This is a genomic window from Sinomicrobium endophyticum, from assembly GCF_052983315.1.
Window position 1 is genome coordinate 21,865 of record NZ_JBRKIS010000020.1, and the last position, 21,657, is coordinate 43,521.

Sequence of the window (21,657 nt, forward strand, 5' to 3'; positions counted from 1 at the left end):
TGTTAAAACACTAATTGTTGTTAAGTTTATACCGATGGATAAAAGTATAGTTCCGTTTCGGTGAAAAACCCCAAAATTCATATAATAGACGACACGTTGCTAAAAGGTTTTAGCCAAGGTAATCGTGCAGCTTTTCAAACCATATTTGAACTTATGGAAAAAAGGCTGCACGGTTTTGTTTTTTCCTATACCAAATCCGAATATATAGCCGAAGAGATTGTCCAGGAAGTGTTTATTAAAATATGGGAAAGGAGAGAAGAAATAAAGCTTAAAGGGTCTTTCAGTTCCCTGCTCTACACCATGGCAAAAAATCTTACCCTGAATTATTTACGCAATGCTTCACAACGAGCGGTTATCCGGGACGAGCTCTGGAGAAATATTTCCGAACTACAGGAAAACACGGAGTCGGAAGTGATATTTTCGGAGTACCGTGATATTCTCGATGATATTGTAAACCATCTGCCACAAAAAAAACGTTCCATATATATCATGTCGAGGGAAGAAGGGAAAACCAATGCGGAAATTGCCGATATCATGGGGATTTCCCAGAAAACCGTAAAAAACCATCTCTGGAAGATATTTGAAACGATAAAAGTACAATTACAGCCTCATTTCGAAAATACCATTAAATTTTTCTTTCTCCTGTCTGCTTATCATTTCTTCTGATTTTCAAGGCTTTATTTTTTATTTCCGGTAAGAATATTTTCTGTCGGATAAAAAAATGAAAAAGTGTTGGGACTTTACAATCACTTATGTGTGTTGTTTACAGGGAAGAAGCTTCCGTCAGTTGGGAAACTTTCTTTCGAATCAAATCAACCATTACAAATAATGAAACACCCATGATAAATTTTGCTTTAACATAAACAAGCATGAATATGGGTGTTCCATCCCTCAATGCTTCGGGACAGGTCGTGACCGCTGAAAAAAAATAAAAATATACACATGAAAAATATAATTACCTGTTTCGGCATTGTTCTGTTATTGTTGTCGTGTAAAGAAGACGAAAGAACTCCGGAAGTGAAGGAAAAAAAGGAGACAGTTTCTGCCAACTATTTACAGAACAGGAAACCCTTACAACCAAAACCATACCTGGAACTACCCCTGGGAGCTATCCGCGCCGAAGGATGGCTCAAAGAACAACTATACCGGATGGCTAACGGAATGACGGGGAAAATGGATTCCATCTATTCGGAAGTAGTCGGCGAAAGAAATGGCTGGCTCGGGGGCGATGGCGACGGATGGGAAAGAGGTCCGTACTGGATTGACGGCCTGCTCCCCCTTGCATATATACTCGATAACGATACACTCAGGGAAAAAGCAAAACCCTGGATCGAATGGACACTGAACAACCAGACTGACGACGGTTATCTCGGCCCGGTGCCTTTTGAGAAAGAACCCGAATATGAGCCCGGTTTGCAGCGAGGGGCACGCAGAGACTGGTGGCCCAAAATGATCATGCTTAAAATATTGAAACAGCATTACGAAGCTACGGGAGACGAAAGGGTGATTACTGCCCTTACCAGGTATTTTAAATACCAGTTAAAAGAACTTCCGGAAAGACCTCTGGATTACCTTTCGTTCTGGGGCAACCGCAGGGGAGGGGACAATCTGCAGGTGGTCTATTGGCTGTATAACATAACCGGTGATAAATTCCTCCTGGAACTCGGAGACCTCATACACGAACAGACATTTCCATGGACAACAGTATTTCTCAACGAAGTCAAAGATACCGATCCGGGACATCCGTGGTCTTTCGGGAGCACAAAAGGTTACCCTTTTGATTCCCTGGAAATAAGCAAAATCACCCTTTCCAAACCCGGAGGTATACATACCGTAAACCTGGCACAAGGGATCAAGGAGCCCGTAGTACGTTATCAGAAAGAAACCGACGATAAATATCTTCGCGCCGTTAAAAAAGCATTCCGGGATATAAAACAATTTCACGGTCAGCCCCAGGGAATGTACGGGGGAGACGAACCCTTACACGGAAACAATCCGGTTCGCGGTATTGAGTTCTGTTCCGTTTCCGAAATGATGTTTTCCCTGGAAAGTATGGTACAGATCACCGGGGATATGGAATTTGCCGATCTGCTGGAAAAGATCACCTATAATGCCCTGCCTACCCAGGCATCGGACGATTATATGGCCAAGCAGTATTTCCAGGCGGCCAACCAGGTGGAGATAAGCGATCGTATAGATGCTGCTTTCGAAACCCATAACCACCATTTTACCGATTTCGTATACGGTACGGTAACGGGTTATACCTGCTGTACAACCAATATGCACCAGTCCTGGCCCAAGTTTGTTCAAAACCTTTTTTACGGAACAAAGGACGGTGGTGTAGCTGCCTTGCAATACGCCCCCAGCCGGGCAAAACTCAAAGTTGCCGACGGGATAGATTTAGAACTCCATGAAACCACGGAATATCCTTTCCGGGATACGGTCCGTTTTAAACTGACATTATCCGGGTCAGCCTCCTTTCCGTTCCATCTGCGCATACCCGGATGGACGGACAATCCCGTTATTACCGTAAACGGGGAGAAAGTAAACACCGGTATTAAGGAGCATATAGCCGTGATAGACAGAAAATGGGAATCCGGAGATGAAGTGGTACTGCAATTACCTATGAAAATACGAACTTCCAGGTGGTATGAGTTTTCCACCGCTGTAGAACGGGGCCCTTTGGTGTATTCTCTTAAAATACCGCATCATGAGAAAAGAAAGGACCGAAAAGACGGTTACGGGGAGTTCCGGGAATTTTATCCTGCGGCAGACTGGAATTACGGCTTATTGGAGTCTGTTATAAACAATCCTGAAGAAAATATACAGGTTGTGGAGAAAGACTGGAAAGAAAACTATCCCTGGAACCTGGAAAACGCACCCGTGGAACTGCACCTTAAAGGAGTTAAAGCAGAAGAATGGAAAGACGTGAACGGTGTACCGGTTATGCCCGGCTTCTGGAATAACGGCAAAACTTCAGAGGATGTAAAGGATATTATTCTGATACCTTACGGATGTACAACCCTGAGAATAACAGAATTTCCGACCTATAACATACGAGAGTAAAACCTGTCCGGAAGACATTGACAGAAAAAGTTTAAAAAAAATATTTTAAAGTTGGGACTTTACACGGAGCTACGTGTGATGTATATGCGAGCACGGCGAAAAGTACAGGACACTGCTGACTGTACCCACCGTAAACCATAACAGGAATATGAACAGGGAGAAGGAAATAGAAATACTATTTAAAAAATTCCGGGATAATACCATAAGTGAGGAAGAGTACCATCGGTTGATGGATTGGATCAAGGAATCCGGTTCTGAAAGCAGGATGCAAAAATGGATGGACGAACATTGGGAAGGATTAAAAAAAAACCAGGATCATCCTGAAAGAGAAATCGTATCGGATACCCGCTTCGAACAAATGCTGGAAAAAGCGGATAAGAGACGCAGAATCCATAGGCCCGGAAACGGGAAAACGGGATATAGATATTACCAGGTTGCGGCAATACTGGTTTTATTGCTTTCCGTCTCCGGGATCTGGTATTATCAAAACAAGGAAGAACCTTTACCGCCCCCGGCTATGGTTACCCAGCATATATCATCCGGAGAAAAAGCAACAATTACCTTACCTGACGGTACGGTAGTGAGACTTAATTCCAACACCGAACTGGTTTTTCCCGATCGCTTTTCCGGCAATGCCAGGGAAGTGATGCTGCGCGGGGAAGCTTTTTTTGAAGTGGTGAAAGATAAAGAGCATCCTTTTCTTGTGAAAACAGGAGAGCTTACCACCCGGGTTTTGGGTACATCTTTTAATGTAAAAGCTTATGAAAATGAAGAAGAAGTAGAAGTTTCCGTAGCAACCGGGCTGGTAGAGGTGAGTAAAGGAAAAACCGGTAAAGAGAACGAGGAAAAGCAGCATGTACTGCTCAATCCCAGTCAACAGGCTGTTTATCGTGAAGATGACCAGGATTTTATCACGAGGGAAGTGGACATAGCAAGTATAGCCATATGGAAAGATGGCATTTTGTCCTTTAACAGGACACCTCTGGATCAAGCGGCAAAAATGCTCGAACGCTGGTATGGCGTAAAGGTAATACTTAAAAATCCCGGCCTTAAAAAATGTGTAATAACCGGAGATCATAAAAATCAGGGATTGTCCAGTGTGTTGCACAGCTTCCAATATTCCCTGGGAGTTTCATATGAAATAACAAAGGATACTGTCATTATAAACGGAAAAAATTGTACCAGATAAAAACACCGATATATGAATAAACCAACCGGATAGTAATGCACATATAAACCAAAAAAATCGGCCTCCTTACCACTGTTAGCGCAATTGATAGAAGGCCGGAAACCAAACGAAACCGAAGTTTCATTTAATCTTCACAAAATTATGAAAAATAATCTTGCCAAGGCTTGTATTACCATGACTTTACGCACTGTTATACTGAGCATCTGGACATTTTCCGGATTAGCTTTTGCATCTAAAGCCACCTCGCAGAACATTCGGGATGTCTATATCCATGTGGTGGTGAAGGATGTGTCCGTAGAACAGATTCTGAAGACTATAGAAAGCAAGACCGACTTTGTTTTCTTCTATGAGGAAGGAGCTGTAACGGATATACGCGAAAAAATCACACTCAATGCGCGTAATGAAAGTGTAGCGGAAATTTTAAGAAGCATCTCAAGAAAAGCCCATGTATCCTTCTTACAAAAAAGTAATACCATAGCCGTAAAAAAGATCAGGATACCACCTCCGGTAAAAAAAACAGAAGAAAAACCACAGGAAAAAACAGTGGAAGGGACGGTGATTGATGATAAAGGAACACCATTGCCCGGAGTGAATATACTGGTTAAGGGCAAGCCTAAAGGAACCTCTACGGATTTTGATGGTAATTACGAACTCAGCGTTACCGAAGATGACGTTATTACCTTTTCCTATGTAGGGTTTATTTCACAGGAAGTAGCAGTGTCCGGAAAAACACGGATCGACGTAACCATGCAGGAAGATGCCCAGCAACTGGATGAAGTGGTTATTACAGGGTATTCCGCACAGGACAAAAAATCACTGACGGGGGCAATTTCCACGATCACCAGTGAAGATATGGAAAATGTACACGGAGGCGCTACCGTAAGTTCCGGTCTTGCCGGAAAGATTCCGGGAGTCACCTTTCGGATGGCCGATGGCCGGCCGGGGGCAAGTGCCGCCGTACAGATCCGTAATATGGGCACCCCGTTATTTATAATAGACGGTGTCCCCCAGGATGAAGGGCAATTTAATAACCTTGCGCCCAATGACATTGAAAGCCTTACCGTTCTGAAAGATGCTTCCGCGGCCATTTACGGGGTCCGGGCAGCAAACGGGGTGGTGGTAGTCACCACCAAAAGAGGAAAGAAAGGCTCCAGGAACACTGTAAATATCAATGCGTATACCGGTTGGCAGAACTGGTCGAGGTTCCCGGAACCGGTAAACGATTCTTACCAATGGATGTTGATGAAAGCCGAAGCCGATGTCAACCAGTTCGGGCAGACGAACATTACTCCGGAAGAGCTGGAAAAATACCGGGTAGGTACGGAGTATGGCTATCAGTCCTTTAATTGGAAAGATTTTATTATCAAGAAAAATGCCCCGCTTACCAGTATCAATATTAATGCTTCCGGAGGGTCCGAAAAGATCAATTATTACCTTTCCGCCACCCGCTTAAAGCAGGAGTCCGTGCTGGGAGATGAATTTACTTTTGAACGGACCAATATTCAGAGTAATGTAGATGCCAATATCTCCGATCGTCTTCGTGTTGGTGTACAGATCAACGGCAGAATAGAGATACGGGACAATCCCGGAATTCCCGGGGCCGATGATTACTGGTTACCTCGTTTCGCTATTCTGAGGAACCGTCCTTTTGAGCGCCCCTATGCCAATGACAACCCGGATTATCTCAATGATATAGGGCATAATGAGACCAACTGGGCATTGCACAATAAGGAAATAGGAGGATATGCCCTGGATACATGGCGAGTGGTCCAGACTAATTTTACGGGAGAATACGATATTCCTTATATCGACGGGCTTACTTTAAAGGGAATGTACTCTTATTACTTTGCCGATCGCGTACTCGACGGCCATGAATATACCTACGAGGCCTATACATACCATCCGGATACGGATACTTACGAGGTTACAGGAGGAAGCACCAACCCTTGGCGGGAACGCGAAAACCGGAAAGTTATCCGCCAGCTGTACCAGGGGCAACTGCATTACAAAAATTCCTTTGGCAACCACAACATAGAGTCCTTTTTTGTAGTAGAGCGGAAAGAAGACAGGAATATGCGACAATGGGTACATTCCGTACCGGACAACAATGATCTTCCCCTGATCTATTTTAAGGATATGGATACATTCGATGACAGCGATAACGAAGAAGCAAGGATAGGTTATGTAGGGAGAATAAGTTACAATTATAAAAACCGGTATTACCTGGAACTGTCTGGAAGACGCGATGCTTCCTGGATGTTTGCTCCCGGAAAACGGACCGGTTTCTTTCCTTCAATATCCGGAGGATGGCGTATTACAGATGAACAGTTTATGCAAAACCTGCTAGGGGAAAACACGGTTTTAAATGATCTGAAATTCCGGGCTTCTTATGGTGTTTTGGGAGATGATAACCGGGATGTTACCGGACTGGGGGCCTATGATTACCTGAGCGGTTATAATTATAATGTTTCCCAGGTTATCCTGGACGGAGATGTAATAGTAGGTTCGCGCAACCGGGGAGTACCCATAACCAATTTTAGTTGGTTCAAAAGTAAGATAACCAACATCGGAGCGGATTTCTACCTGTTCGATAGTAAACTCAGCGGGTCTTTCGAATATTTCTACAGGAAACGTACCGGGCTAAGGGGACGAAAATACGATATTTTGATCCCCAGTGAAGTAGGTTACGGACTTCCGGATGAAAATGTAAACAGCGATGCCCGTTACGGTATAGAAGGAGCACTTGCTTATTCCGGTAATTTCGGAGAACTCACTTTTACGGTAAGCGGGAATGCCTCGGTTTCCAGGAGCAAGTTTCTGGATAGCTATAAACCCCGTTACGCCAATTCCCTTCAGGAGTACCGCAATCGCCCGGAAGGCAGGTACGATAATATCTTTTGGGGGCTTACGGCCATAGGACAGTTCCGGAGCCAGGAAGAAATCGATAACCACCCGGTGAATATAGACGGACAGGGAAATTCCACTTTGTTGCCCGGCGATATTATCTATAAGGATTTTAACGGTGACGGATATATTAACGGTAATGACGAGAGACCGATCGGATACACCTCGTTTAACCCTAATGTCAATTTCGGGTTCAGCCTTCGGATGGCGTACAAAGACTTTGATCTTACCGCAGATTTTTCCGGGGCTTCCGGGTATTCCTGGAATCAGGAGCATGAAACCAGGGTCCCTTACCAGAATGAAGGAGCGCTAAACAGTATACTTCTGGATCGCTGGCATCGTGCCGATCCTTTCGATACGGAGAGCGAATGGATATCCGGGAAATATCCGCCGCTTCGTTATAATCACGGGGGGCACAGCAGTTACAGGAATTCCACATTCTGGCTGCATAATGTAACCTACATAAGAGCCAGGACGCTTGAACTCGGGTATACGCTCCCTAAAGCACTCCTGGACAAATTCGGTGTTCAGAAAATGCGGTTCTATATAAACGGGTATAACCTGTTTTCCATAGATAACCTGTCCAAATTTGGAGTGGATCCGGAAATATCAGATACTAACGGGTTGCAGTACCCTCCGAATAAGTTTGTGAACTTAGGTGTGAATATTTCATTATAAAGCAAAAGAACAGAGATGAAAAAATATATATATACCCTGATAGCATTTACTTTATGGTTAGGTAGTTGTAATGACGATGATTTCCTGAACCGCGATCCCACACAGATTATCCCTACGGATAAAGCCTATAACAGTCCGGAACTTACCCTGTCTATTGTCGCCGATCTCTACAACAGGTATTACGACTTTGGAACCGTAGAGTCCTGGCAGTCTCTTTCCAGCTTTAATCTGGCTTTCTGGTCAGACAATGGCAGTTACGGGGCATTCCAGAACAATAGCTGGGGATATGGCGACTGGCGTACCTGGGATTACGGATATATCCGCGATATCAATATTTTTATACAGGGAGTTACGGATTCGGAAGGTCTGGAAGAAGAAGATAAAACCCGTTTTATTGCAGAAGCCAGGTTTTTAAGGGCTTCATATTACTTTACTATGGTAAAGCGTATGGGGGGAGTTCCTCTTATCCTCGAGCCTTTGGAATATGACTATAGCGGAGATCCTGTCTATCTGCAACACCCCAGGGAAACGGAAACCGCCATATATGATTTTGTTATTGCCGAGGCGGAAGAGATCATGGAAATGCTTCCGAATGACGTAAATTCCAAGTCACGGGCCAGCATGGGAGCGGCCCTTGCCATGCAGTGCAGGGCGGCATTGTATGCCGGTTCTATAGCCAGATACGGAGCTACAACCCCCCAGGTATCACTTCCGGGAGGAGAAGCAGGCATTCCGGCAGACCGGGCCAATGGTTATTACACTACCGCATTGCAGGCCGCTAAGAGAATTATTGATGGAGAAGCGGGAGCTTATGCATTGTATCAGAAGAAACCCGATCTGGCAGATAATTTTGCCAGTATTTTCTATGACAAAGCAAGTAACCCCGAAGCTATTTTCGTAGAAGATTACAAACTGCAGACCGGCAAAAGGCATGGTTTTACGATATCCAATCAACCCAGGTTTGGTGCTGAGGAAGAAGAAGGAGGACGTATAAATCCTTCGTTAAACCTCGTCCAATCTTTTGAGACCCTGCAAGGAGAGTTTGCGCCTTTAGCTAATAAAGATGCCTCCGGAGAATATATCGCCTACGATAATATAAGAGATATATTCGAAAACCGGGATGCGCGCCTGCAAGGTACCGTAATAGTCCCCGGTTCATCCTTTAAAGGCAGGGAAGTAGATATTTTTGCCGGGATACAAATGCCCGATGGCTCTGTTGTTAGCGGGGATTCCCGTGGACAAAGCAAGGATGTTGGCGGTACTTCCATGCAGGTTGTAGGCTTTGACGGACCTATAGACGGACTGGAACATGTGGCCCAATCCGGTTTTTATATCCGGAAATACCAGGACCCTAAAGACGGTTCGGGGCAGCGGGGTGTACAAAGTGACGTATGGTTTATCCGTTACCGCTTCGGAGAAGTGCTGCTAAATGCCGCCGAAGCTGCTTATGAACTCGGGCAAACCGATGTGGCCGCAGATTATATGAATATGGTCCGGGAAAGGGCCGGTATTACCGTACCACTTACGCCCGGCGATATGACTTTTGACAGAATAGCTCACGAACGTTATGTGGAACTGGCATTTGAAGGATTGTATTTCTTTGATCTGAAGCGCTGGAGGATCGCTCATCTTGTAATGGACGGTTCGGAGATTACCGAATCGGGTATCACGCAAAATATAGGAAGCGCCACCAAGCGGCAGACACAGCCCTATGGAATATGGCCTTATAAAGTGTACAATCCCGGAAATGCAGATCATGAGAAGTATATCTACAAGATTGTCAGACCAAGCCGTGTAACCGCTTCCGATCGCTTCCGGTTTGGTAATTACTATTCCGAGATCGCCCAGGATGTGCTGAACAACAACCCTAAGATCGTAAAAAACCCTAACCACTAAAACGGCAAAGATGAAAACACTAAAATTTAAATATTATTGGATATGTCTCTGTGTATGCGGGGTATTCACTTCCTGCGGCATCGATAATTTTGACGAACCGGATACTTTTTTCAGCGGACGGGTAGTCTATGAAGGAGAACCGGTACAGGTAAGGCACGGAGAGGTAAGATTTCAATTATGGCAGCCCGAATACGGGAACCCGGGACCTATTGAAGTCCCGTTAAACCAGGATGGTTCCTTCAGTATAAAGACGTTCCGTGGCGACTATAAACTGGTCTTTGTCAATAATGCGGGCCCTTTTCAGACGGAAATTATCAATGAAGAACAGCGGGATACCATTTTTTTTACTTTGGAAGGAGAACAAACACTGGATGTCAATGTAATGCCTTACTATATGATAGAAAATGCGGAGTTCTCCCTTTCCGGTAATACGGTAAATGCCGATTGCAGTGTAAGGCAGATCATAACAGGGGAGGGGAGCAGAGAAGTAGAGCGTGTAACACTTTATCTCAATAATACGGGGTTTGTTTCGGATAATGATCTGGAAAATTATGCGAATGCCAATGCCGATATGGCGGACCTTAATGCTGTTGAAGTTTCGGCGGAAATTCCCGATGACAATACCAGGAATTATGTATTTGCACGTATCGGGGTAAAGATCAGCGGAGTAGAAAGCCTTATCTTTTCACCGGTGGAAAAATTGGAATTCTGATGAATACTTTAAAACTGAATGAAACAGTACTCCCTGTAGAAAACAGCAATGAGGTGATTTAAACTTTTTCATAAACTTGTTTTTAGCTAAAGAGGGAAAAAATTAAAGAGTCAAAAACATCTATAGACCAAAAAACACAGGAATTATCTTAACTATTTCACTTTTTAGCTCTTTAACTTGTTTACTCATTTACTTTTTAACACAAACCGGAAAAAGTTTAAACGAATTCAATATCAATTCTATAATAAATATTTTAAGCATGAAGAAAATATATCCGTTAACACTATTACTATTCCTGAGCATGATATGCAGTGCTGTGGCACAGCAAAAAGGAGAACGATGGTCCATAGAGAAGGCCGAAGCGTGGTATAAACAACACGCCTGGATCAACGGAGCAAATTTTATTCCGAGCAATGCTATAAACCAGCTCGAAATGTGGCAGGAAGATACTTTCAGTCCCGAACTCATAGACCGTGAACTGGGATATGCCGAAAGCATAGGGATGAACGTTATGCGGGTCTATCTGCATAGCCTGGCCTACAAGGCCGACCCTGAAGGTTTTAAAAAGCGGGTGAACCGGTACCTGGATATTTCCGATAAACACGGTATAAAAACAATGTTTGTCATTTTTGATGATGTGTGGGACAAAACCCCGAAGATCGGCAAACAGCCCGAACCAAAAACAGGTACCCATAATTCCGGTTGGGTACAGGATCCCGGTGATCCCGCTTCCGGAGAAGAAAAGAATTTTCCGGAACTGGAAAAATACGTCAAGGATATTATCAACACCTTCAAGGATGATAAACGTATCCTGTTGTGGGACCTCTACAACGAACCGGGAAATGAAGGGAAAAGGAACGCATCGATGCCCTTGCTCAAAAATGTGTTTAAATGGGCACGTGAAGTTAATCCTTCCCAACCGGTATCGGCCGGTTTATGGTCGTGGGGTCTTACGGACCTCGGTGCTTTTCAGGCATTGCATTCCGATATTATTACCTATCACAATTACGGCGATCCCGAAGATCACCGAAGGGTTTTGGAATTACTGAAAAGCCACGGACGCCCGATGATCTGTACCGAATATATGGCCCGCACCAGGAACAGCAGGTTTGCCAATATTATGCCTATGCTGAAAGAGGAAAACATAGGTGCGATAAACTGGGGACTGGTTAACGGCAAAACCAATACCATTTATGCCTGGAATACCCCGATAGAAAGTGGAGAAGAACCCGTAGAGTGGTTTCACGATATATTCCGCAAAGATGGTACTCCGTATCGGCAGGATGAAGCAGACCTGATAAAAAAACTGAACAACAAAAAGTAAAACAATCCTCATGTACCAAAAATTATCCGTATTTCTCCTGTTTGTACTGGCTTGTGCAGGTTGCCAGACAAAAAAAGAAAAAGAGGAAGAGCCGAAAGAAACAAGACCCAATATTGTCCTCCAACCAAAGAAAAAACCATACAACTAACACCAGAAAAAGTCATGAAAAAAATTAATCTGTATATAGTATTAGCCCTTGCTATAACTTTAACAGCCTGCAAACAAACCAACAAAAAAGAAACCACTTCGAAAACACCGGAAAATACGGATCGCGCTGAATTACAGGAAAAAGCCTTCGACACGGTCCTGGATGGTAAGCAGGTTGGTCTGTACTGGATAAAAAACAGTAAAATAAAAGCTGCCTTTACCAATTACGGTGGGCGTTTGGTGGGGTTGTGGGTGCCGGATAAAAACGGGAAAATGACCGATGTAGTGGTAGGCTTTGACAATGTGGGTGATTTTATCAATTCCACGGAGCCCTATTTTGGCGCAACAATAGGGCGGGTAGGGAACCGTATTGCCAAAGGAAAATTCACACTGGAAGGTAAAGAGTACACTATTCCCGTAAATAACGGAGAAAATTCGTTACACGGTGGTAATAAGGGATTCCAGGACGTAGTCTGGAAAGCAGAACAACCGGATGACAAGACCCTGGTACTGCATTATACTTCTCCCGATATGGAAGAAGGTTTCGCGGGAAATCTTGAGGTGAAAGTTACTTATTCCGTTACTGCCGACAACAGTCTGAAAATGGAATATGAAGCGGCAACCGATAAGCCCACTCCCGTTAATCTTACGAATCATGCTTTTTTTAACCTCAATGGCGAGGGGAATGGTACTATTCTGGAACACCGTGTGAAATTTTATGCGGACGCATTTACTCCTGTAGATGAGGGTCTTATCCCTACAGGAGAGATAAAGGACGTAAATGGGACCCCTTTCGACTTTTCAGAATTTCACACTATTGGAGAGCGTATCGGAGAAGAAAATGAGCAATTAAAGAACGGGGACGGTTATGATCACAATTTTGTATTGAACGATACTAAAGCAAAAGGAATGAATCATGCCGCTACGATCATAGGGGACAAGACGGGTATTACCATGAATGTCTATACGGAAGAACCCGGCATACAGTTTTACAGTGGTAATTTCATGCAGGGAAAGAATACTTTCAAAAGCGGGGCCAAAGACGACTTCCGTACGGCATTCGCCCTGGAAACCCAGCACTTCCCCGATGCCCCGAACCAACCGGATTTTCCGTCGATAATATTAAATCCCGACGAGGAATATCATACCGTTTCCATATATAGTTTTTCAACAACCGATAATTAAAATAACCAGATAACTCTATCTAAAATCACCACGATGAAAAAATTAATTCAGATCCTGTTTACCATCTTGTTTTTCCAGGCTGGTTATGCCCAGCAAAGGCAGGCGCCTGCATATCCCCTTATAACTCACGACCCCTATTTTAGTATCTGGTCTTTTGCCGATGAGGTAAATTCCACACCCACCACACACTGGACAGGCACCGATCAATCCCTGCTGGGACTCGTAAAGGTAGACGGGAAAACATACCGCTTCCTGGGAAAAGAAGGTGTAAATTATAAGGATATACTTCCCGCTTCGGACAGTGAAGCCTATGCAGTAAAAAGCACGGAGAAGAACCCGGGAAAGGGCTGGGAAAAACCTGACTATAACGATGCGGACTGGTCTGTATCATCTGCCCCTTTCGGGGATAACGATCAGGCCGGGACTTCCTGGAAAAGCGAAGATCTCTGGTACAGGCGTGCATTCGACCTGGCAGAAGTTCCTTCGGGTGAAGTATTGTTAAAACTCCGCCATGATGACAACGTAGAAGTATACATCAACGGAGAGCCGGTATACGATTGCGAATGCTGGAACAACGAATTCAAATACTATGACATCCCGGAAAAGGTCCGGAAAAAGCTGAAGAAAAAAGGAAATGTGTTGGCTATTCATATACGGAATACAGCAGGCGGACAATGGTTGGATGCAGGCATCGTGGAAAAAATAGTTCCGAAAGACAAAGCCATTGCGGCCCGGCAAAAAGCTCTGAATCTTTCTGCAACACAAACCACATATACTTTGGAATGCGGTCCGGTAGACGTAGACCTCACGTTTACATCTCCCTTGCTTATGGACGATCTCACCCTTTTTGCCCGACCGGTATCCTATATTTCCGTAAAAACTACGCCTAAAGATGGCAAGGCTCATAAAGTGCAGGTATATTTCGGAGCTTCTTCCGCAGTAGCATCCAATGTACCCGGTCAGTTGATGACTACGGAAAAATCGGCTACGGAAAACCTCTCATACCTGAAAGCAGGTACCGCAGAGCAACCTGTTCTGGAGAAAAAAGGAGATAACCTGCGTATTGACTGGGGCTATATGTATGTTGCCGCCCCGGGTGCCGCAAAAACAACACAGTATGTTTCCCCTGCTACGGAAGCTACAAAAAACTTTATATCCGGCAATACGGTTTCCGGGGAGGTAAAAGAAGGAAAACAACTGATGCTGAACACCGTTTTTCCGGAAGAAGAGATCCGTTCCGAAAAGGAACACCTGATCCTGCTCGGCTATGACGATATCCATTCCATTCAGTATTTTGAACAGAATCTGCGCCCCTGGTGGAATAAAGACGGGAAAAATACCATTCAGAACGAATTGGAAAAAGCATACACTCAATACCACGACATAATGGAAAAATGTAATGTATTTGACAGCGATCTGCATCAGAAAGCCGTGGCGGCAGGGGGTGAGAAATACGCTGAGATATGCGAGATCGGTTACCGGCAGAGTATTGCTGCTCATAAGCTGGTGGAAAGTCCTGACGGTGAGGTGTTGTTCCTTTCCAAAGAGAATTTTAGTAACGGTTGTATCAATACCGTAGATGTAACCTACCCGTCCGCACCGTTGTATCTCCTGTACAATCCTGAACTTATGGAAGGTATGCTTACCGGGATCTTTTACTATTCCGAAAGCGGAAGGTATAAAGAGCCTTTCCCCGCCCATGATATAGGTACATATCCCAAAGCCAACGGGGTGGTATACGGAGAACCCATGCCCGTTGAAGAGTCCGGGAATATGATTATTCTTACGGCTGCCATAGCAAGAGCGGAAGGGAATGCCGGTTACGCCAAAAAGCACTGGGAAACCCTGACCACCTGGGCCAATTACCTGGCAGATAAAGGCTTTGACCCCGGAAACCAGTTGTGTACGGACGATTTTGCCGGGCACCTGGCAAGAAACGCCAACCTTTCCGTAAAAGCGATCGTAGCCCTCGGGTGTTACGGGTATCTTGCCGATCAATTGGGATATAAGGATGTAGCCGAAAAATATACGGCGATGGCCAAAGAAATGACAGGAAAATGGCAGAAACTCGCCGATGCGGGAGATCATTATGCGCTTACTTTTGACGACAGTAACACCTGGAGCCAGAAATACAATCTCGTCTGGGATAAAGTGCTGGACCTTGATTTGTTCCCGAAAGAAGTCTATCAGAAAGAAATAGCCTTTTACCTGAAGAACCAGAATAAGTACGGTCTGCCCCTGGACAGCAGGTCCGACTACACCAAATCGGACTGGATATTGTGGACGGCGGCTCTGACCGATTCGAAGTCCGAATTTATGAAACTCGCAGATCCTGTGTACGCTTTTGCCACAGAAAGTAAGGACAGGGTGCCCATGAGTGACTGGCATTTTACATCTAGCGGGGATGTCCGAGGATTCCAGGCCAGAAGCGTAGTAGGAGGCTATTTTATAAAACTGCTGGAAGAAGAATGGAAGAAATAATATAACACCGGATAGTTAGTCCCGGCCGGGAAACAGTTATCGGTGCTCATAAATCCTTTTTGCCCTCAAATTGTAAGAGTTTAAACAAGCTCTAAATTAACCAAACAAAAATGACACCATGAACAGAAAATTAACCTACAGCATTCTGGCCGGGATTTTATCGGTGCTATGTGCTGCGGCACAAACAGTGCCCCGTGTGGAAGGGAGTCCTTATCCATTCTCAGCCGTTCCGGATCATTTGTTCCTTACTTCTGAGAATTATGCTCCTTCAGAAATTATCGCCCTTCAAACTCTTATGGGCGTAACCGCTAAGGACAAACCGGAAATACTCAGAGATATTTACGGTCACAGGGGCCTTGTGGAGAATACGGGAATAACGGTAGATGATACGTATTACATGGACTTCCCCGGACTACTGGAACATTTTGCCGATAGGCTGGACGGATATATCCTTTGTAATCCGAAAGACAGGTCTACCAATGTAGCCATTTCCCTGGCCAGTGTAATGAATGCCGTGGCCATTCCGGCGGATATAGAGCAGACCGCCATAAATGCAGGTCTCGAAAAACTACTGGATGTAAGGGACAAGGATGAATCCTGGGCACTTGTCAATTATGGGGACCTTTTTAGCCGCACCATCGCATCCTATCAGCAGAGTTCTGACGACCGGGTATATCACCTGGGAGATTACAGCGCATTCACAGGAGCTTTCCAGTTCTGGGACGATTCCCCTTCCGGAACACTGGCCAATAGCGTATATACCCGGATGGATAAAGGAGCCACCTATTTCGGTTGGGGACCGCAGGAATATGAGACGGTAGAACAATTGTCCCTGAATTCCGCGGTGATTCATCCCTCCGATTGGGGACCTAATATGTCCACGCTTACCAATATTCCCCCCACAAAGGATACATTCCGTCAGAAGGAGCCGGTAAAAGCTTTTGAAGTAATTCCCGATGTGCATACGGTATGTTTTGTCATTTCCGACGGCGATAATGTCCAGTGGCTCCTCGGTTCGCATGACAGTCCTACAAGCTGGAACAATCCTAATCGTGCCCGGGTTAACCTGGGATGGACGATTTCTCCCGCACTTGCGGAACTCGCGCCTGTGGTCTATGAAAAATATGTGGATAACTGCCTTACCACATCCGAAGGCCGTAATGTACTTATCGCCGGGCCTTCCGGAAGAGGATACCACCTGCCGGGAAGATATCCGGATGCCGATCTTGAAGCGGAAAGTGAATTGCTTAATCGCTATATGAAAAAAGCAGACCTGAGGATCGTAAATATCATCGATGCGGATGATAGCGATAATGACCCGTCCGCCTATCTCAAACAGGATAATATAGACGCCCTCTTCTATTACAGCTATGGGGCCAATTACACCGGAAGGCAGGGAGAAATAGACTGGTATAACGGAAAACCGTCCATAGGCGGAAGGTATACCCTTTGGGGAACCCTGTCGTCTCCCGGGCCACTTGCCGAACAACTCAACCAGGCGTCTACCGATATTTATTCCGAGGACGGTTACAGTCTTATCCCCGTTCACGTCTGGTCCAGGGGAGTGGATGATGTACTGGAATGTATCGAGAACCTGGGGCCCAACGTACGGGTAGTGGCGCCGGACGAGTTCGTGTGGCTCGTGCGTAAAAATCTCGGCGGATTGGAAGCAGGTACCGGAAATGGGCTCAAAGCGGATTATTATGACGGATATAACCAGAATGAACTCAGGTACAGTCAGACCGATGCTAATGTCGATTTTGATTGGGGAACCGGTTCTCCCGATGCAACGCGCCTGGGGACCGATCAGTTTTCCGTAAAGTGGTCCGGACAAGTACAGGCGTTATATGACGAAGAATATACCTTTTATGTGCATTCGGACGATGGCGTGAAACTTACCGTAAACGGAGAGGTACTTATGGATGCCTACGATTCAAGGGGAGCACAGACCGGAAGCGGTACGATAACCCTGGCTGCCGGGGAAAAATACGATATCTTATTCGAATACGCTGAAGACAGCGACGATGCTTTCTGCCACCTGGAATGGGAAAGCGACTCCCAGATGCGGGAAATTGTTCCTAAAGGGCAACTCTACAGCCGTCCGGATAGTTCCGAAGGTCCGGTGACATTTTATGAAAAATGTGGTTTTAAAGGCTTTCATGCAGAACTCCTCATAGGAGAATATAAACTGGCCGACCTGGAACTCCGCGGATTTGGGGAAAAGGAGATCGCAGCACTGAAAATTGCCCGGGGATATAAAGTGATACTGTACGAAGAAGATAATTTCGGAGGAGCGTCCAAAGAGATCAATACCAACCGGGGATGCTTCGGCAACTGGAAAAATAAAGTGAGTTCCCTCAAGGTTATGGCCGACGGGGATACGGAACTGGAAGGTACCTATTCTATCAAAAACGTAAACAGCAATTTGTTTATGGATGTCCGGGGAGGGCTCGGAGGAATTTCTGACGGGGTGAATGTACAACTATGGCACGAAAATAATCAGGCCAACCAGACCTTTAACCTAAAACACCTGGGTAACGGAGTATACACCATTACGGCATACCACAGTGCCAAATGCCTGGATGTGGAACAATCGGGGCAGGACGATAATACCAATATTTCACAGCGAACCAACTATGAAGCCCGTAACCAGCAGTTTATTGCTGTTCGCGAGGGAACCAATTATAAATTTATTGCCGTACATAGCGGCAAAGTCATTGCCGCTGAAGGTGAAAGTACATCACCGGAAGCCAGCGTAGTTCAACATACCGATACCGGTCAGGCCTCTGCGGAGTGGGAACTTGTATCCGCTCCGACGGCAGGTAATGGCGACGGACTCACGGGAGATTATTACAATGGTATGGAGTTCGACACTTTCGTTTTTTCCAGGACAGACCCCGGGATCGATTTTGACTGGGGCGAAGGTTCCCCGGGAACAGGTGTGGATGTAGACGACTATTCCATACGATGGAGCGGAAAAGTAGAACCCAGGTATTCCGGGGAATACACATTCTACATCACCAGTGATAATGGCAGGAGACTATGGATTGACGGCGAGCTCATTATCGATGCCTGGATAGATGACTGGGATGTGGAATACTCCGGTACTATTGCCCTGGAAGCCGGACAGAAATACGACATACGACTGGAATATTTTGAAAATTACGGCGGGGCCAATTGCAGGCTTCGATGGTCGAGTGATTCCCAGCCCAAAGAGATCATACCGCGAAATCAGCTGTATGCTACAGGGCAAACAATTATTGTTCAAACCGAAAAGGCCGAAAAAAAGGAAGATGCGACTATACTTTATCCCAACCCTTCTTCGGAAGACCTGCGTCTGCAATTTGATTCCGAAAAGACCGAAGTAGCCATTTATAACATGGCCGGTCGCAAGGTCATGCCGGTTAAGACCGTAAGACCGGATGAAGCAGTGGATGTTTCATCATTGAAGAGTGGACAATATATCATCCGTTTTTATGTGAACGGAGAAGAAAAAACAAAACACTTTATTAAAGATTAAGGGACCTGTTTATCCCTTAAAACCGGAGTCTTCATGCTGAGCTGCCTTCCGAAGCCCTGTTAAGGGTGGGGGAAGGCAGTTTTTATGTGAGTATCAGAACTACCGGGAAATTGCCTGGTAAGTGAGTGTTTCAAATTCATCACCTATACGCCAGTAGGGGGACAGGTATTCCTGGGTAAAAAGTATCCCGATAAGATTTTCTTCGGGGTCTGCCCAGTAGTGTGTATTAAAAGCGCCTCCCCAGCTAAAAGTACCGATAGAAAATGGTGACAGGTAATCGTTCTTTTCGGTTTCCAGGGCAAATCCCAGTCCGAACTGAAAATCATCCGGTTGCGGAGGATACGGGGAAATACGCATTTCCGGGGTTAACTGGTTGGTAAGCATAAGCTCCACTGTTTTCGGACTTAACAACCTTTTTCCTTTATAAGTCCCTTTGTTCAGTAAAAGAGAAAGAAACCTGGCATAGTCCGAAGTAGTGGAGCTTAGTCCCGCGCCTCCTGAAAAATAAGTTCTTTTTTGATTGGGGAACAGGGGACTTACACCTTCATAAATAGGATGGGTCACTTTTTCCAGGCCATCGGGTGTACTTTCGTATAACGTAACCAGGCGGGACTGTTTTTCTTTCGGAATATGAAAATACGTGTCTTTCATTTCCAAAGGTTCAAAAATTCTTTTGCGAAGAAAATTGTCAAACGTTTGTCCGCTCCATAGTTCCACCAAATAGCCGAGGAGATCGGTGTTGATACCGTAGGTAAAGGCTTCGCCGGGCTGATGCTGTAATGGCACTTTGGCGAGGAGTTCCATTTTTTCTTTTAAAGTGGAACCAACAGACCCGATGCCGCTGGGAATCCCTGTCTTTTCGTAAATGGCCCACATCCTTTTGTCACTGAAAACAGCAGGGTAAGCAATACCCGATGTATGCCTCAGCAAGTCCCGGATAGTAATTTGTCTTTCCGCCGGAACGGTGGTGTAAGTGGTGTCCTTTTCATTATATGTGTTCAGGACCTCCGTATTTTTATAGGCCGGTATATACATGGAAACCGGGTCATCAAGCAAAAATTTCCCTTCTTCCCAGAGCAACATTACTGCCAGGCTGGTAATAGCCTTGCTTTGGGACGCGATACGAAAAATGTTATCGGTCTGCATCCTTTTCCCGCTTTCCACATCGGCATAACCAAAAGCTTTGTTATACACCACTTCATCATTCCGGATAATAAGTGCCGTTGCGCCGGGAATATGTTTGTCCCCGATATGCCTGTAAACAAAAGAATCGATTAGTTTCAGGCGCTCCATGTCAATTCCTTGTGTTTCCTGGGCATGTAAAACAGTAGTGAAAAGAATCAGGAAGAAAGCGACGAGTCTTGTGGCAGTATTTCTTTTTGAAGATGTTTTCATAATTTTTCGATTAGGAAGTTTGTACCTGTTTTTCGGTTTCTATGACGGAAGGATAGTCCGTATATCCCTTGGAACCACCGCCAAAATATGTGGCTGGATCTCCCTGAGAGAGAGGTATGTTGTGTTCGAGACGGTACGGAAGATCCGGATTGGCAATAAACGGCCGCCCGAAGCCGATCATATCTGCCCAACCATCGGCCAGGGCGGTTTCGGCTTTTTCCCGGGTATATTTTCCGGAATAGATCATGGAGCCGGCAAATACTTTGCGCAATGCTTGTTTGAAAGACACCGGCATTAAAGGCGCATCATCCCAGTCCGCTTCCGCTATATGTATATAAGCAACCCCCCTTTTATTCAGGATTTTTGCTGCTTCCGTATAGGTTTCTTCCGGGTTGTCATCTACTGCACCCTGTAAGGTAGTAAGGGGAGCAAGACGTACTCCTACCTTCTTTTTTCCTATGGCAGCGGTAACGGCCTGAACGGTTTCGTCCAGGAACCGCAACCTGTTTTCCAGGGAACCACCGTATATATCCGTTCGGTTATTGGCCTGTGAGTCTATGAACTGGTTAATGAGGTACCCGTTGGCCCCGTGAAGTTCCACGCCGTCAAAACCGGCTTCCACGGCATTTTTTGCAGCTTTTGCATAATCCTGTATGATTTCCCGGATTTCCGGAGTGGTAAGCGCTCTTGGCGTGGAATGCTGTACCATTTCACCTGCCCCGTTTTCAGCGCCTTTGCCTTCGGGATCGATAAAGACCTTAACACCTTCCGCAACCAGGGAAGATGAAGAAACAGGTGTTCCGTTATCGGGTTGCAGGGAAGTATGGGAAATACGGCCTACATGCCATAACTGGGCGAAGATCAGTCCGCCTGCATCATGTACGGCATCGGTAACCTTTCTCCAGCCTTTCACCTGTTCCGGTGTATATATTCCGGGAGTCCAGGCATAACCCTGTCCCTGTTTGCTGATCTGTGTACCTTCGGAAATGATAAGTCCCGCAGATGCCCTTTGGCTGTAGTATTCGGCCATGAGATCGGTGGCCACTTCACCTTTTGCCGCCCTGGACCTGGTCATTGGAGGCATAATGATCCTGTTTTTGGTGGTATATGGCCCCACCCTGTGACCTTTGAAAAGGGAAAGTTCTATATATTTCATGGTA

General features: G+C 45.5%; 13 protein-coding genes. 11 read left to right on the plus strand and 2 right to left on the minus strand.

The features are described from left to right. The first annotated feature begins 60 nt into the window (after positions 1-60). The 11 genes from ACVBDU_RS06355 (at position 61) to ACVBDU_RS06405 (ending at position 19,102) form a co-directional block, all read left to right on the plus strand. Positions 61-666 carry an RNA polymerase sigma factor gene (locus ACVBDU_RS06355; protein WP_447178924.1) on the plus strand — a complete coding sequence of 202 codons (606 nt, stop codon included), beginning with the start codon at positions 61-63 and terminating at the stop codon, positions 664-666. Between the two features lie 276 nt (positions 667-942). Continuing rightward, entirely contained in the window at positions 943-3,066 is a 2,124-nt protein-coding gene (locus tag ACVBDU_RS06360) for a beta-L-arabinofuranosidase domain-containing protein (RefSeq protein ID WP_447178925.1), read from the plus strand. Between the two features lie 148 nt (positions 3,067-3,214). After that, positions 3,215-4,255: a FecR family protein gene (locus ACVBDU_RS06365; RefSeq protein WP_447178926.1), complete on the plus strand. Its 1,041-nt coding sequence runs from the start codon at positions 3,215-3,217 to the stop codon at positions 4,253-4,255. Positions 4,256-4,396: 141 nt separating this feature from the next. After that, positions 4,397-7,837, plus strand: coding sequence for a SusC/RagA family TonB-linked outer membrane protein (locus ACVBDU_RS06370; RefSeq protein ID WP_447178927.1), 3,441 nt, complete (start codon positions 4,397-4,399; stop codon positions 7,835-7,837). Between the two features lie 15 nt (positions 7,838-7,852). After that, positions 7,853-9,733: a RagB/SusD family nutrient uptake outer membrane protein gene (locus ACVBDU_RS06375; protein WP_447178928.1), complete on the plus strand. Its 1,881-nt coding sequence runs from the start codon at positions 7,853-7,855 to the stop codon at positions 9,731-9,733. 10 nt (positions 9,734-9,743) lie between these two features. After that, entirely contained in the window at positions 9,744-10,445 is a 702-nt protein-coding gene (locus ACVBDU_RS06380) for a DUF3823 domain-containing protein (protein ID WP_447178929.1), read from the plus strand. A 259-nt stretch (positions 10,446-10,704) separates the two neighbouring features. Beyond that, positions 10,705-11,769, plus strand: coding sequence for a glycoside hydrolase family 2 TIM barrel-domain containing protein (locus ACVBDU_RS06385; protein ID WP_447178930.1), 1,065 nt, complete (start codon positions 10,705-10,707; stop codon positions 11,767-11,769). Positions 11,770-11,779: 10 nt separating this feature from the next. Further along, on the plus strand, positions 11,780-11,917 hold the full coding sequence (locus ACVBDU_RS06390) for a hypothetical protein (RefSeq protein WP_447178931.1): 138 nt from the start codon (positions 11,780-11,782) through the stop codon (positions 11,915-11,917). Positions 11,918-11,931: 14 nt separating this feature from the next. Next, entirely contained in the window at positions 11,932-13,101 is a 1,170-nt protein-coding gene (locus ACVBDU_RS06395; protein ID WP_447178932.1) for an aldose epimerase family protein, read from the plus strand. A 33-nt stretch (positions 13,102-13,134) separates the two neighbouring features. After that, entirely contained in the window at positions 13,135-15,582 is a 2,448-nt protein-coding gene (locus ACVBDU_RS06400; protein ID WP_447178933.1) for a glutaminase family protein, read from the plus strand. A gap of 118 nt (positions 15,583-15,700) precedes the next feature. Then, complete coding sequence (locus ACVBDU_RS06405) at positions 15,701-19,102, plus strand: PA14 domain-containing protein (RefSeq protein ID WP_447178934.1); 3,402 nt, start codon at positions 15,701-15,703, stop codon at positions 19,100-19,102. 99 nt (positions 19,103-19,201) lie between these two features. On the opposite strand, the gene ACVBDU_RS06410 is transcribed toward ACVBDU_RS06405, so the two are convergent. Continuing rightward, the gene (locus ACVBDU_RS06410) at positions 19,202-20,497 is read right to left on the minus strand and encodes a serine hydrolase domain-containing protein (RefSeq protein WP_447178935.1); all 1,296 of its coding nucleotides are present in this window, start codon (positions 20,495-20,497) and stop codon (positions 19,202-19,204) included. A gap of 10 nt (positions 20,498-20,507) precedes the next feature. Further along, positions 20,508-21,653, minus strand: coding sequence for an alkene reductase (locus tag ACVBDU_RS06415; RefSeq protein WP_447178936.1), 1,146 nt, complete (start codon positions 21,651-21,653; stop codon positions 20,508-20,510). Positions 21,654-21,657 lie beyond the last annotated feature (4 nt).